We start from the raw sequence: 13,783 nt of genomic DNA, 5'->3' as shown, positions 1-13,783 counted from the left end.
TCGCGCGGGCTCATTTTTTGGGAGAAACACCATGGGTCAACTGATTGCGGGCACCTGCTACGTCAAAGTGGACGGCGCTCAACTGACCATCAACGGCGGCTGCGAAGCACCGCTGATGTCCGTGAAACGGGAAACCATCGTGCCGGGTTTCTACAAGGAAACCGACATTGCCCCGTCCTTCAAGGTCACGGCGCTGCACACCCCGGACTTCCCGCTCAAGCAGCTGGTGGCCGGTTCCGACATGACCGTCACCTGCGAATTCAGCAACGGCAAGGTCTACGTCCTGGCCGGCGCCTACCTGGTGGAAGAGCCGGTTTCCAAGGGTGACGACGCGAGCATCGAACTGAAGTTCGAAGGCATCAAGGGGACCTGGCAATGAGCGATAGCGTAAAGCTGCGTGTGGCCATCGAAGCCCACGGCGAACCGCTGACCGAACTGACCCTGCGCCGCCCGACGGTGCAGGAAGTGCGGGCGATCAAGGCGCTGCCGTACAAGATCGACAAGAGCGAAGAAGTCAGCCTCGACATGGACGTCGCGGCCAAGTACATCGCGGTCTGTGCCGGCATTCCTCCGTCCTCGGTCAACCAGCTGGACCTGGCTGACCTCAACGCCCTGAGCTGGGCGGTCGCGAGTTTTTTCATGAGTGCGGCATCGGAGCCATCAGCGACCTGATCGCGGTTGCCTATGACCTGGCCTGGTTCTGGAAGGTTGACCCCGAACAGATGATGGCCAGGCCACTGGATGTGCTCCGGGAGTCCCTGGAGCACGCGCAACGGATCAATGCGATGCAGCAGGTGCAGTGATGGCGAACATCAATCAAAGCTTGAATCAGACGAGCATCAAACAGCGCCTGAGCGTGACCCATGTGCAGACCACGGTGAACATGCTGGTGGTCATGCAAGGCATGCAGAAACTGGACGCCGAGCTGGGCGAGGTTCGTTCGAAAGTCAGCAACTTCAAGAAAAGCATCGAAGACAGCGGCCTGGGCGGGCTGGATTTTTCCGGCCTGATCAAGGGCGGTGGCCTGGCCGCGCCCTTCGTGGCGGGGGTCAATTCCGCCATCGAATTCGAGAACCAGGCGGCGCGGGCCAAGCTGGTGGCGCAGGGCATCGAACCGCCCAAGGATGTGCTGGGCGAGACGGGCACCAACCTGAAGGCCTTCAGCGACAGCGTCGACGATATTTCGCAAAAGTTCGGCAGCGCGCTGCTGCCGGCGGTCAACTCGGTAGTGACCGCCGTGCAACCGCTGCTGGGCTTTGTGGCGAAGGTCATTGAAAGCAACCCGCAACTGGTCCAGGGCCTCGCCGCCGGCGCCTTGGCCTTCACCGCGATCCGCGGCGCCATGACCCTGGCTTCGTCCGCCGTGACCCTGTTCAGCAGCGGCCTGCTGGCCTCGCCCATCGGCCTGGTCGCCCTGGGGATCGCGGTGGCGGCTGGCCTGATCGTGGCCAACTGGGAGCCGCTGTCGGCGTTTTTTGTCACCCTCTGGGCAAGCATCAAGGACGCCGCCACGCAACTGATGGCGGGGTTGAGGACTGTCTTCGGCTGGACCCCGCTGGGCATGGTGATCGCCAATTGGGGATCGATCACCGGATTTTTCGCCGGTCTCTGGGAACAGCTCAAGACGATGGCCGCGTCAGTGGTCGACTTCTTCAAGCAGGTGTTTTCCTGGACGCCGTTGGGGCTGGTGATTGAGAACTGGACGCCCCTGAGCGGCCTGTTTTCGGCGCTCTGGGAGTTGCTCAAGGCGTTGTCCGTTCCGGCGATGGATTTCCTCAAAGGCCTGTTCGACTGGACACCGCTGGGGATGGTGATCAACAACTGGGGAGCGATCAGCGGTTTCTTCGCCTTGCTCTGGGCTGACCTGCAAGGTCCGGCGCAACGGGTCAAGGCCTTCTTCATCGGGCTGTTCGACAGCTCGCCGCTGGGGCTGGTGATCAATAACTGGGGCGCCATCAGCGCCTACTTCGCTTCGCTCTGGGTCGGCCTGCAAGGTCCGGCGCAACGGCTCAAGGCCTTCTTCATCGGGCTGTTCGACAGCTCGCCACTGGGGATGGTGGTCAACAACTGGGGCGCGATCAGCGCCTACTTCGCTTCGCTCTGGGCCGGCCTGCAAGGTCCGGCGCAACAGGTGAAGGACTTCTTCGTCAGGTTGTTCGATACCTCGCCACTGGGGATGGTGATCAACAACTGGGGTGCCATCAGCACCTACTTCGACTCCATCTGGGCCACCCTGAAAAGCGCGGCACAGGTCATCAAGGACTTTTTTGTCACCCTGTTCGAGTGGTCGCCCGTGGGGCAGGTCATCGCCAACTGGCAGCCCATCAGCGACGTGTTCGCGGCCCTCTGGGAGGTGTTGAAAGCCCTGGCGGCGCCGGCCATCGAGTTTATGCGCGGTATGTTCGAGTGGTCGCCCCTGGGGCAGATCATCAAGAACTGGGAGCCGATCACTGAGTGGTTCAGTGGCCTGTGGCAACGGCTGCAGGCGGTGATCGCGCCGATCAGGGAACTGTTCGACGGTGGGTTCGCCGGCTTCGTCGCTCGCGTCACCGGCAAGGTGGAAAACCTCACCGAGGCGCAGCGGCAAACCAATGCCGAAGGCAAAGGTGCGCTGGCGCCGGCGTTTTTCGGTGGTGGCCAGCCGGCACCGGGTTCTTCGGCGCTTTCCGGCAGCCTGCCGCAAAGCTCCACCTCGCTGCTGCAACAGAGCGCGGCCAACAACCGCACGCAATTGCAGGGCGGGCTGACGGTGAGCTTCGAAAACGCCCCGGCGGGCCTGCGTACCAGCGCGCCGCAAATCAACCAACCCGGCGTGGCGCTGTCGTCGCGTGTCGGCTATCGCTCACTTTCGCTAGGAGGTTCCAATGAGCTGGCGTGATCGTTTGTTGCCGGCGTCGTTTCGTGGCGTCGGGTTCTGGGTCGACCAGGCGAAAACCCCGGTCGGCCACAAGGGCCAGTTGCACGAGTACCCGCAGCGTGACCTGCCGTTCTACGAGAGCCTGGGACGGCAGGCGCGGACCCACGACCTGACGGCGTTCATCGTCGGCGCCGATTGCCTGGAGCAGCGTGACAAGCTGCTCCAGGCGCTGGAGCAGGGCAGTGGCGAGCTGGTGCATCCGTGGCTGGGGCGCCTGCAGGTCAAGGTCGGTGAATGCGAGATGACCCAGAGTCGCCAGGACGGCGGCCTGGTGACCTTCACTCTGAAGTTCTACCCCGACCAGCCGTTGCAGTTCCCCAGCGCCACGGTCAACACCCGCCAGCTGTTGCTGGTGTCGGCCGACAGCCTTATCGGCTCGGCGGTGCGCCGCTTCGAGGAGGCCATGACCCTGGTCAAGGCCGCGCGCATCGGCATCGCCGATCTGCGCAACAGCCTCAAGGAGGTCTACCAGACCATCGAGCAGGAGCTCAAGCCGCTGATCGACACCTACCGCGATCTCAACCTGCTGGTGCGGGCGATCAAGGACTTGCCCAAGGAAGTCAGCGCCGAGTTCAAGGGCCTGCTGGGGGACATCAAGGACCTCAAGGACTATGCGCGCAACGGTTATCGCGGCGTGCTGGCCAACGTTTCGCAGCAGGTCGAGGCGGTGAAGAAGATCGACACGCCGAAACTCACCACCGGCAAGGACACCACCGCCGCGGCGCAAGCCATGGCGGACCTGGTGCAGGACGCTGTGCTGGTGCGGATCGCCCAGGCCGTGGCATCGCTGCCGGTGGCGACCCCGGCGGTCAAGCTGAGCGGCACGCCGTCGCTGGCCAAGCAGGCAATCCAGCCGGTGACCCGTGCGGAAGTGCCGGTGGCCGATGAGGTGCTGGCGCTGCGCAACGCGATCAACGAGGCGATCTGGCAGGCGGCGGAAAAAGCCGACGCTGTGCACTACGAGGTGCTCAACGGCTTGCGCCAGCTGGTCTACGGCCACCTCACCGCGGTGGCTTCGTCCGGTGTGCGGCTGGTGGTGAAGAACCCGATGCAGAGCCTGCCGACGGTGGTACTCGCCTACCGGCTGTTCGGCGACGCCACCCGGGCGCCCGAAGTGCAGCAGCGCAACGGCGTGGCCCATCCCGGTTTCCTGCCGCCGACCAACGTCAAAGTGGCGGGAGAGTGAGCCATGAGCAACTTCGATAACCGGGTGCTGTTGACGGTGGACGGCCAGGATTACGGCGGCTGGAAAAGCGTCGAAATCAGCGCCGACCTGGAGCGGCAGTTTCGCACCTTCAAGCTCGACGTGACCTGGCAATGGCCGGGGCAGACCCTGGACCAGCGCATCCGTCCCGGCGCCAAGTGCCAGGTGCGCATCGGCGCCGACCTGTTGCTCAGCGGCCATGTGTTCAAGGCGCCGATCAGCTATGACGGTCGGCAGATCGGCCTGAGCATCGAGGGCAGTTCCCTGACCCAGGACCTGGTGGATTGCGCAGCGATCAACCAGCCCGGCCAATGGCGCGAACAGAGCCTGTTGAAAATCGTCCAGGCCCTGGCGGCGTCCTACGGCGTTGGTGTAGTCAGCGAGATCGCGGAAACCACGCGCTTGAGCAGCCACAGCATCGTGCCCGGGGAAACCGTGTTCCAGTCTATCGACCGCCTGCTGACGTTGTTCCGGGTGTTCTCCACCGACGACGCCGAAGGCCGGGTGCTGTTGGCCCGGCCGGGCAGCGGCGGGCGCGCGGTGGATGTGCTGGAGCTGGGCCAGAACATCCTTTCGGCCAGTGCGCCGATGGACTTCAGCCAGGTGTTTTCCGAGTACCGGGTGATCGGCCAGCACAAGGGCAACGACCAGAAAAGCGGCGCCGCGGTCAGCGAAGTGTCGGGCGTGGCCAGCGACAGCACGGCCAAGCGCAAGCGGGTCACGGTGATCAACGAGCCGGCCCAGCTGACCCAGGAGCTGGCCCAGCAACGGGCCGACTGGGAAAGCGCCATCCGTACCGGCAAGGCCCTGACCAGCACCTACAAGGTGCAGGGCTGGCGCCAGAGCAACGGCGAGCTGTGGCGCCACAACACCCTGGTGCGGGTGATCGACCCGGTGCTGGGTTTCGACCAGGACCTGCTGATTTCCAAGGTCACCTACTCGCTCTCCGAGCTGGGCTCGATCACCACCCTGCAGGTGGCGCCGCCCCATACCTTCGACGCCAGCCCCGTGCCCCCCAAAACCTGACGTTGTTCCCCTTATGCATGTGTAGGAGCGAGCTTGCTCGCGATAGCGCTCCGCCTGACACCCCGTGCTGCCTCCATCGCGAGCAAGCTCGCTCCTACAGAGGTCAAGGAAAAAACCATGAGCCTACTGACACGCCTGTTGGCGCGCGGCACCGTCGTGCTCGCCAACTCGGCCAACAAACTGCAATCGCTGCAAATGCGCCTGACCGCCGGCGAAGTGAACGACGACATGGAGCACTTCGAACCCTACGGCTTCACCAGCAACCCGCTGGCCGGCGCCGAAGGCATCGCCACCTTTCTCGGCGGCGATCGCTCCCATGCCGTCGTGCTGGTGGTCGCCGACCGCCGTTTTCGCCTCAAGGCCCTGGCCCCCGGCGAAGTGGCGATCTACACCGACGAAGGCGACAAGATTCATTTCAAGCGCGGGCGGATCATCGACATCGAGACCGCCACGCTCAATATCCGCGCCAGCAGCGCGGTGCACATCGACACCCCGACCCTGACCCAGACCGGCAAGATCGTCTCCCAGGGCGATCAGGTCGCTGGCGGCATCAGCCAGATCCAGCACGTGCATGGCGGCGTGCAGTCGGGTAGCGGGCAGACCGGCGCGCCGGCGGGAGGCCAATGATGTTCATCAGCCAAGACCTGCATCGCGCACTGACCCGTGCCGTGCTGATCAGCCTGTTCACCTGGCGCCGCGCGGCAGACGACGACCCGCTGGATGACGAGGAGCGCTTCGGCTGGTGGGGCGACAGCTTTCCCACCGTGGCCGACGACCGCATCGGCTCGCGGTTGTGGCTGCTGCGGCGGGTCAAGCTCACCCGCCAGACCCAGCTCGACGCCGAGTTCTATGCCCGCGAAGCCCTGCAATGGCTGATCGACGATGGCCATTGCAGCGCCGTCGAGATCATCAGCGAGCGTCTCGACGACCAGCGCCTGAACCTGCGCACGACGCTGGTCCTGGCCAACGGTGAACGCCTGGACATCAACCCCGATAACAGTTGGCAGGTGACCTATGCCCTTTGATACCCCTTCGCTGCCGGTGCTGATCAAGCGCACCCAAAGCGACCTGGCCAGCGATGCGCTGCGCCAGTCCGATGCGCAAGTGCTGGCCCGCGCCCTCGGTGGCGCCGCCTATGGCCTCTACGGCTACCTGGACTGGATCGCCGATCAGATCCTGCCGGACAAGGCCGACGAGTCGACCCTGGAACGCATCGCCGCGCTGCGCCTCAACCAGCCACGCAAGGCCGCCCAGGCGGCCAGCGGTTCGGTGAGCTTCAGCGCTGCGGCGGGCGCCGTACTGGACGTCGATACCCTGCTGCAGGCCAGTGACGGCCGCACCTACAAAGTCACCGCCGCCCGCACCACCAGCGCCGGCAACAACAGCACCACCATCCAGGCCCTCGACGCCGGCACCCTGGGCAACGCCGAGGCCGGCCTGGACCTGATCCCGGTGCAACCGATCCAGGGCATCGGCAACAGCTTCACCGTGCTCGCCCCCGGTCTGAGCGGCGGCGTCGCCGCGGAAAGCCTGGAATCGCTGCGCGCGCGGGTGATCCGCTCCTACCGCATCATCCCCCACGGCGGCTCGGCCCAGGACTATGAAACCTGGGCGCTGGAATGCCCGGGGATTACCCGCGCGTGGTGCCGTGGCAGCTACCTGGGGCCGGGCACCGTGGGCCTGTTCGTGATGCGTGACGACGATGCGCAACCGATCCCGAATGCCGAGCAACTGGCGGAGGTAAAGGCCTACATCGAACCGCTGCGTCCGGTGACGGCCGAGTTGCATGTGCTGGCGCCGCAGCAATTGCCGGTGACCTACAGCCTGCGGCTGTCGCCGGACACCAGCGCGGTACGCGCGGCGGTCGAGGCGCAGTTGCGCGATCTGCACAACCGCGAGGCCGGCCTGGGCGACACCTTGTTGATCAGCCATATCCGCGAGGCCATCAGCAGTGCCGCCGGCGAGAACGATCACCGGCTCAGCGCGCCGGCCGCGGATGTTCCCGCTGCCAGTAACCAGTTGCTGACGTTCGGAGGTTGCGTATGGCTGGAGTAAGAACCGCCGCGCAGTACCAGAGCCAGCTGCGCAGCCTGCTGCCCAGCGGCCCGGCCTGGGACCCGGAGCGGGTGCCGGAACTCGAGGAGGTGCTCGAAGGCGTCTCCCAGGAACTGGCCCGCCTCGACGCCCGTGCCGCCGACCTGCTCAACGAAATGGACCCGGCGGGCGCCAGTGAGCTGGTACCGGACTGGGAACGGGTGATGAACCTGCCCGATCCCTGCCTGGGTGCGACCCCGCTGTTCGATGACCGCCGCCTGGCCGTACGCCGGCGGCTGCTGGCCGTCGGCAGCCAAGCGCTCGCCTACTACATCGAGATCGCCCGTAGCCAGGGTTATCCGAACGCCACCATCACCGAGCACGAAGCCCCGCGCATGGGCCGCGCACGGTTTGGTGACGCGCATTTCGGCACCTGGCAGGCGCAATTCATGTGGACGCTCAACACCGGTGGACGACTGCTCCTGGGCCGGCGCTTTGGCGCGAGTTACTGGGGCGAACGTTTCGGCATGAACCCGGGCTCCGCCCTGGAGTGCCAGATCCACCGCAGCGCACCGGCCCATACGCGGGTGCACATCAATTATGACTAGGGGATAGACCGATGGATTATCCGAAAAGTGTGCCCAGTGCCGGGTTGGTCAACGGCAGGTTCGTCGATGAGAACCCGCTGACCGGCACCCCGGGATCGCTGATTCCGGCGGACTGGGGCAATGGGGTGACCCAGGAACTGCTGGCCGTGATCACGGCGGCTGACCTGACACCCAGCGAGGCGAACCTGACGCAGCTGCTGAGTGCGATCCGCAGCATCAGCCGCAAGAGCGCGGGGCTGGGTATTCAGCGCTTTACCGCCAATGGCAGCTTCACCGTGCCGGAGGGGGTGACGAAGATCTGGCTCAGTGGGTCTGCCGGTGGTGGCGGTGGTGGCGCCTGCCCGGGAGGCACGAGTGCGACGTCTTCCGGTGGCGGCGGGGGCGGTGCCGGGCAGCCGGTTATCCGCTTTCCTGTCACCGTGACGCCGGGGCAGGTCATCCCTGTGGTGATCGGCGCGGCCGGGGTGGGTGGCAATGGCGCGGTATTGGCGACCAGTGGGGGAAATACATGGGTCGGTACAGCTGGCTCCCTGTTGTCGCTGTCTGGCGGGAACGGAGGTTCCTCTGGGGTCAATCTCTCCGGCTATGTCCCTGGTGCCCCGGGCGGACCGGGTTTCCCTGCGGGAGGTGATGCCACGGATGTTTCACCCAGCACTGTCGCCGGCATTGGTGGTCCGGGGGCAAGTGGTCCGTATGGTGCGGGTGGGGGCATCTCCAGATCCGGCACAACTTCCGGGTACGCGGGCAAGCCCGCCTACGGTTATGGCGCGGGTGGTAGCGGCGCAGGTGGCTATTACATCGCGGGTACTGGCCTTGCACAACCTGGCGGGAACGGTGCCCCAGGTTTCATGCTGATCGAGTGGTGAACACATGAGCAAACAAGTTCTTTATTGCGTGACATCGGGGACGGTCATTGATTGGCAGGACCTCGATCAGTTTGCCTATGCCGCCCCCGCTCCGGCCATGAAGGTGCTACCAGTCACTGCCGAGCAATGGAAGCAGAAAGACGCGCTGCATTTCGTGTTGGATGGCGAACTGACTCGGGTCGATGGACCTCCACCCTCCGCTGCTCATTACTGGGACGGTAGCCAGTGGTCGCTGGACTCCCTGAAGGCCGCGACCATCGCCGAACAGGAGGCGGAGCAACTTTGTCGGCGAGTGGATGCGGAGGCTGACACCGCTCGGCAGATGCTCGGCGGCGACCCGCTGCGTGCCATGGAGTATGTCCAGGCCGCCAGCGACGCCCAGGCGTTCAAGGAGGCCGGGTACCCGAAAAAGGCAGTGCCCCTCGCGGTAAGCGCCTGGGTGGTGAAAGGCCGTACCGCCAAGGAAGCGGCCGACCAGATTCTCGACAAGGCGGCTGAGCTCAACAGCAAGCTGCTCGCACTTCGCACGCTGCGCTTGCAGGCAAAAGAGCGCATCCGGGCCCAGGCCGGCAAGGGCAAGCAGGAAGCTGCGAAAGACGCCTGCGAGGCAGCGATTGAGGCGATTCGCAAGGTTGTCGGCAACTGAACTGGAACGCCGTGTTGCGTTTGCAGCCGTCCAGTCCAAGGCCGCCCAGGCGGCCAACGGTTTGGTGAGTTTCAGCGTTGCGGTGCCTGCTCGCCAGAGGCAATCAGAGCGCGGCGTACTTCGTCAAAATTGCCCGCAGCCTGGGTTATCCGAGCGCTTCTGTTATCGGGCTCCATGCGCCTTGCATGGGGCGCTCGATCATTTCGGCACCTGGAAGACGCAATTCACTTGACCCCTCAGCGCCGGCGGATGGCTGTCGCCGGGCCGGCGTTGCGGCCCCAGCACTTCGTGACAGGCGCCGGCAGCGCTCTGCAATACCTGATTCAACCCAGTGCTCCGGCCCATGGGCTGGTGAACATCAATCATGACAAGAGAATAGAGCAATGGATTATCCAAAGAGCGTGCCCGGGGTCGGGCTGCTGAATGGGAAGTTTGTCGATGAAAACCCGGTGGCAGGTACTCCGGGATCATTGATTCCCGCTACCTGGGGCAATGCGGTTACCCAGGAGATCCTGAACGTCATCAAGTCGGCCGGCCTGGTCCCCGACGAGGCATCGACCACTCAGTTGCTGCAGGCGATCCAGAGTTTCGCTGCCCGGGATTTCAAGGACTCCGTGCGTGTCGCCACCACGGGCTCCGTTGCCTTGAGCGGTCTGCAAGCCATCGATGGCGTGCAGCTCACGGTCGCCGATCGTGTGTTGGTCAAGGACCAGGCGAATGCGGCGCAGAACGGGCTTTATATCGTTTCGGCCGATTCCTGGTCGCGAGCACCGGATGCGGCGCTGGATTATCAGGTGACCTCTAACTTTATTGTCGGGACGGATGAAGGGCAGGTTAACAAGTCGCGTATCTGGCAAATGACCACCCCAGGGCCGATTACCGTCGGTGCCACGCCCCTGGTTTTCGAACTGATGGCCGGGCCCACCGGTGTGGCTGCCGGGGAGTATCGGAAAGTAGTGGTCAATGCACGCGGCCAGGTCACATCGGGATCGAACCCGACCACCCTGGACGGTTATGCGATTACTGACGCTTACAGTAAAACGGCGGCGAACAATGCCTTTGTCAAGCAAGGTGGGGTCGGTACCCAATTAACCAACGCTGTTTATATCGGTTGGGATGGGCAGAACGTTCTTATCCAGGTCGATGCCACCAACTTTGGCAGCCTGTGGTGTTCGCGAAACTTCGACCCTGCTAAAAAGGCCGATGTTTCCGAGGTGTACAACAAAACAGCAGCCAATACTTTGCTGGATGCAAAAATCAGTTCCGATGCTTGTTCCATTGCCGGTTTTGCCAGCGGTAACTCGGCAACGCCTTATATGCGCAATAAAAATAATAACGAGTATGTGGGGCTGGCCAGGGCTGCGACTACTCTGGGTGGTTATGGCATTACCGACGCATATACCGCGACTCAGGTTAATTCCTTTTTAGGTGAACGTGTTCTAAGGGATGGGATTACCTATGCCGGTTTTGCAAGTAATGACCCGAACACTCCCTACTTCAGAAGGGCTTCCGATAATGGTGTTTATGCTCTTCAACTTAAGCTCGGCTATACCCCTGTACGCCAGGGGGGAGGGAATGCTCAGGGCTCCAATCAGGTCATGCTGGGCTGGGCTACTGACGGCTCGGGTCTCAGGGCGCAAGTAGATGCTTTCGATTTGGGAACCATCTGGACTGATCACATCGGTAACGGGAGGGCAGTAGCTGCGCAGTCCACGGCCGGCACGGGCGCGGTAGGCTCCTATGCACTCCTGCTTGTTGGTGGCGGTGGCGGTACCGGACCTAGCTCACTTGTAGCGGGTGTGAATTGCAGATACGCAGCTGCGGATGGCAATGACTGGGGCGGCGCACCTGCTGGCACCTGGCGAATTATGGGTGGGGTCAGAAATACAGACGGCGCGAGCTCCGACTCTACAACTCTATGCTTGAGGGTTTCTTGAGATGATGAAAGTACTAAGTGCTCACACACCTTGCTGGAATGATGTGGCACATACAACGCTTAACCTGTATGTGACATTTGAAGATACCAAGGACTCTCTTGGCGAAATCATATTTACTGCCTCTCCAAATGACCCGGAATCTCATGGTCGGGACTTATTTGATCGTGCAGTGGCTTTGGAATTTGGTGATATCGCCGAACCGGGGGTGGATATGATAAAGAGCAATATGCTGCTACAACGCGCCGAGCTGACGGCTGTCGCCAACTCCGTGATCGAGAAGTTGCAGGCTGACGTGAATATCCTGCAGGACTCCGTGGAACTTGAAATTGCCACGGATAAGGAAATCGCAGCTTTGGCGACCAAGAAGGTCTCTCTGAGTGCCTGGAAAAAGTATCGGGTGCTGCTATCGCGAGTGCAGGAGCAAGAGGGATTTCCAACGGTTGTCGAGTGGCCCGAGGCCCCTGGTGAGTGAGGCCAGTTTGCAGACGTTTGCGGTGGAGGACTTTCATCCATGCTGATTACTGAACCCGCTTTGCGAACGCCATATTGATGAACAGCTGATTAATCGAAATACAACGCTTTCCGAGGCTCAGTCTCATGAGTTTCTGAGTTGTATTCAGTCTTTACGTGACTGGCCCACTCCCAGTTTTTCCAAATCCAGAAAGTCGCCCAGCACCACCTGAGTGGTTGCCGGGATATTCGTATTTTTATTAAAAATGATTTTTGGCCTTTCTACCCAGATGCACTGGTTGAATCGTTTTTATTCGACGGTATTGCTGGGTTGAAGCATGTTGCATGTGTGCCAGCTCTGGTGGAAGGGGAGTTGTGGGTAAGATCAGTCATGTTCGAGGTAGAAGGTTAAATAATGGATTATCCGATTAGTGTTCCAAGTGTTGGCTTGGTAGATGGTCGATTTATTGATGAAAATGCAGTTTCTGGTGTTCCAGGATCATTGATCCCTGCGGCATGGGGCAATGGTGTCACTCAAGAAATACTCTCGGTAGTAAAAAGCGCAGGTATAGCACCGGATGAGAACGATAACGGCCAATTGCTGAAGGCATTGCAGGTCATTGTTGGTAACGCAAGCCCGATGCGTTCAGTCGTGAAAAATATTGCAGTTTCCAAATTGCTGGAGCCTGACGAACTGGGTTTGTTACTCGTCAATGGTGCGGCAGACTCGGTGTCGATAACGCTTCCTCCCAACAATGCAGGTTTAGGTGTGCGTGACGTTATTGTGCGCCGTGTGGACAACAGCGGTAACCGCTTGGTAGTTCAATGTTCGGGGACTGACAAAATCAAGTTCCACACGCATTTGGCTGCCGATGGTTATCCATTTTTCGTCTTGATGGGCGCTGGGGATTGGTGGCACTTACGCAGTGACGGTGCTGGAGGTTGGTGGCCGGTAGGTCGATTCGATGGCACGCCTCTGGGGCGCCCGGTCTTTGAAACGACGACCGCTTTCAGTCCCGGTGGTTATGGCGCCTTGAACGGGGCGATTCTCAGTCGGGCCCAATGGCCTTGGCTTTGGGACCATGCCAAGGTGTCAGGAATGATGTGGACCGAGGCGACGCGAGTCGGTGCAGAAGGTGGCTGGAGCAGCGGTGATGGAGCACTGACGTTTCGGGGGCCTGAAGGGCGGGGTGAGTTCCTGCGGGTTCTGGACGAAGGGCGCGGAATCGATCCGGGTCGCAATCCTGGCGTTGTCCAGCGAGACCAGAATCGGGCACATATCCATACTCCGACGGCAGTGGCAGTGGGTGAGGGGGATGCGAATGGAGCGGTCTTCCAGACTTCGGTCTGGTCTCTGAGATACACGCTGCCCTACCAGTTGGTTGGGACCACACCTGTGGGGACCGGTTTATCCAACGAAGGAGGCGCAGAGGCGCGTCCCCATAACGTTGCTTATCCTGGCCGGTTGAAACTGATCTGAGACGAAATGATGAACTACCTGATTGATGCATCGGGGGCTCTGATTGGCCCTGTGGAGTTTCCCCTTATTCCTGGCTTGGGCATTCAGTTGCCCAATAACGCAATAAACCTGGAGCAGCAGCTTGATGACCCCGCGCCAGGCCATGTCTGGGCGTTTGTCGGAGGCCAGCCTCAACAGGTTGTCGACCTGCGTGGTCCGGCCTACAGCGCTGATACCGGTGAGTCCGTGGAGTGGTCCGAATTGGGCGACCTGCCCGAAGGACTCACGAAAACAGCACCGCCGGGACAGTACTTCAGTTGGCGCGAGGGCTCCTGGCAGCTTGATGTAAAAGCGCAGCAGGCAGCGGCAGCGCTTGGCGCCCAAAGTGAGCGAGACAAACGACTGGGTGAGGCGGCGTTACGCATGGCTCCGCTGCAATATGCCCTTGAGCTGGGAGAGGCCTCGTCCGAGGAGCAATCCGCCTTGCTGGAGTGGAAACGCTATTGCGTTGCCTTGAACCGTATCGAGCAGCAGCCTGGTTATCCTCTGGAAATCGAATGGCCCGTGCTGGCGGTGGAGGCCCCTCGCGGTCCGCTGAAGGCATTGCGATCTTTCTTCCGTACCAAATGAGTCCAT

15 protein-coding genes are annotated in these 13,783 nt (G+C 61.9%); all 15 read left to right on the top strand.

Features of this window, described 5'->3' with window-relative positions; translation table 11 throughout:
• Window positions 1-31: 31 nt before the first annotated feature.
• The 15 genes from NRG23_RS13015 (at window position 32) to NRG23_RS12945 (ending at window position 13,777) form a co-directional block, all read left to right on the top strand.
• Window positions 32-379, top strand: a complete 348-nt coding sequence (locus NRG23_RS13015) for a phage tail tube protein (RefSeq protein WP_007923973.1) — start codon at window positions 32-34, stop codon at window positions 377-379.
• A complete protein-coding gene (locus NRG23_RS13010; RefSeq protein WP_007923972.1) occupies window positions 376-672 on the top strand; it encodes a phage tail assembly protein in 297 nt (98 codons plus the stop codon). Before NRG23_RS13015 ends, NRG23_RS13010 begins: the two co-directional genes overlap by 4 nt.
• Before the next feature lie 130 nt (window positions 673-802).
• Window positions 803-2,878 carry a tail protein gene (locus tag NRG23_RS13005; protein ID WP_016702006.1) on the top strand — a complete coding sequence of 692 codons (2,076 nt, stop codon included), beginning with the start codon at window positions 803-805 and terminating at the stop codon, window positions 2,876-2,878.
• The gene (locus NRG23_RS13000; protein ID WP_016702007.1) at window positions 2,865-4,103 is read left to right on the top strand and encodes a DNA circularization protein; all 1,239 of its coding nucleotides are present in this window, start codon (window positions 2,865-2,867) and stop codon (window positions 4,101-4,103) included. Before NRG23_RS13005 ends, NRG23_RS13000 begins: the two co-directional genes overlap by 14 nt.
• A gap of 3 nt (window positions 4,104-4,106) precedes the next feature.
• Window positions 4,107-5,147, top strand: a complete 1,041-nt coding sequence (locus tag NRG23_RS12995; RefSeq protein WP_257374684.1) for a phage baseplate assembly protein — start codon at window positions 4,107-4,109, stop codon at window positions 5,145-5,147.
• 117 nt (window positions 5,148-5,264) lie between these two features.
• The gene (locus NRG23_RS12990) at window positions 5,265-5,774 is read left to right on the top strand and encodes a phage baseplate assembly protein V (protein ID WP_009047314.1); all 510 of its coding nucleotides are present in this window, start codon (window positions 5,265-5,267) and stop codon (window positions 5,772-5,774) included.
• Complete coding sequence (locus tag NRG23_RS12985) at window positions 5,774-6,172, top strand: phage GP46 family protein (RefSeq protein WP_009047315.1); 399 nt, start codon at window positions 5,774-5,776, stop codon at window positions 6,170-6,172. The genes NRG23_RS12990 and NRG23_RS12985 overlap by 1 nt, the downstream gene beginning before the upstream one ends.
• A complete protein-coding gene (locus NRG23_RS12980; protein WP_028681832.1) occupies window positions 6,162-7,202 on the top strand; it encodes a baseplate J/gp47 family protein in 1,041 nt (346 codons plus the stop codon). Before NRG23_RS12985 ends, NRG23_RS12980 begins: the two co-directional genes overlap by 11 nt.
• Window positions 7,190-7,789, top strand: a complete 600-nt coding sequence (locus tag NRG23_RS12975; RefSeq protein WP_009042430.1) for a YmfQ family protein — start codon at window positions 7,190-7,192, stop codon at window positions 7,787-7,789. Before NRG23_RS12980 ends, NRG23_RS12975 begins: the two co-directional genes overlap by 13 nt.
• 11 nt (window positions 7,790-7,800) lie before the next feature.
• Window positions 7,801-8,655 (top strand): hypothetical protein, encoded by an 855-nt coding sequence (locus NRG23_RS12970; RefSeq protein WP_198919808.1) that lies wholly within the window; start codon window positions 7,801-7,803, stop codon window positions 8,653-8,655.
• Between the two features lie 4 nt (window positions 8,656-8,659).
• The gene (locus NRG23_RS12965; protein ID WP_198919809.1) at window positions 8,660-9,301 is read left to right on the top strand and encodes a hypothetical protein; all 642 of its coding nucleotides are present in this window, start codon (window positions 8,660-8,662) and stop codon (window positions 9,299-9,301) included.
• 383 nt (window positions 9,302-9,684) lie between these two features.
• The gene (locus NRG23_RS12960) at window positions 9,685-11,238 is read left to right on the top strand and encodes a hypothetical protein (protein WP_009047319.1); all 1,554 of its coding nucleotides are present in this window, start codon (window positions 9,685-9,687) and stop codon (window positions 11,236-11,238) included.
• A gap of 1 nt (window position 11,239) precedes the next feature.
• Window positions 11,240-11,710 (top strand): tail fiber assembly protein, encoded by a 471-nt coding sequence (locus NRG23_RS12955; protein ID WP_041985690.1) that lies wholly within the window; start codon window positions 11,240-11,242, stop codon window positions 11,708-11,710.
• Window positions 11,711-12,103: 393 nt separating this feature from the next.
• Window positions 12,104-13,168, top strand: coding sequence for a phage tail protein (locus NRG23_RS12950; protein WP_198919810.1), 1,065 nt, complete (start codon window positions 12,104-12,106; stop codon window positions 13,166-13,168).
• A 6-nt stretch (window positions 13,169-13,174) separates the two neighbouring features.
• A complete protein-coding gene (locus tag NRG23_RS12945) occupies window positions 13,175-13,777 on the top strand; it encodes a tail fiber assembly protein (RefSeq protein WP_198919811.1) in 603 nt (200 codons plus the stop codon).
• The last annotated feature ends 6 nt before the right edge of the window (window positions 13,778-13,783 follow it).

The organism is Pseudomonas sp. T8 (genome assembly GCF_024610635.1).
Classification (GTDB): Bacteria; Pseudomonadota; Gammaproteobacteria; order Pseudomonadales; family Pseudomonadaceae; genus Aquipseudomonas; species Aquipseudomonas chlororaphis_I.
This window is presented reverse-complemented; position numbering and strand designations above follow the sequence as displayed.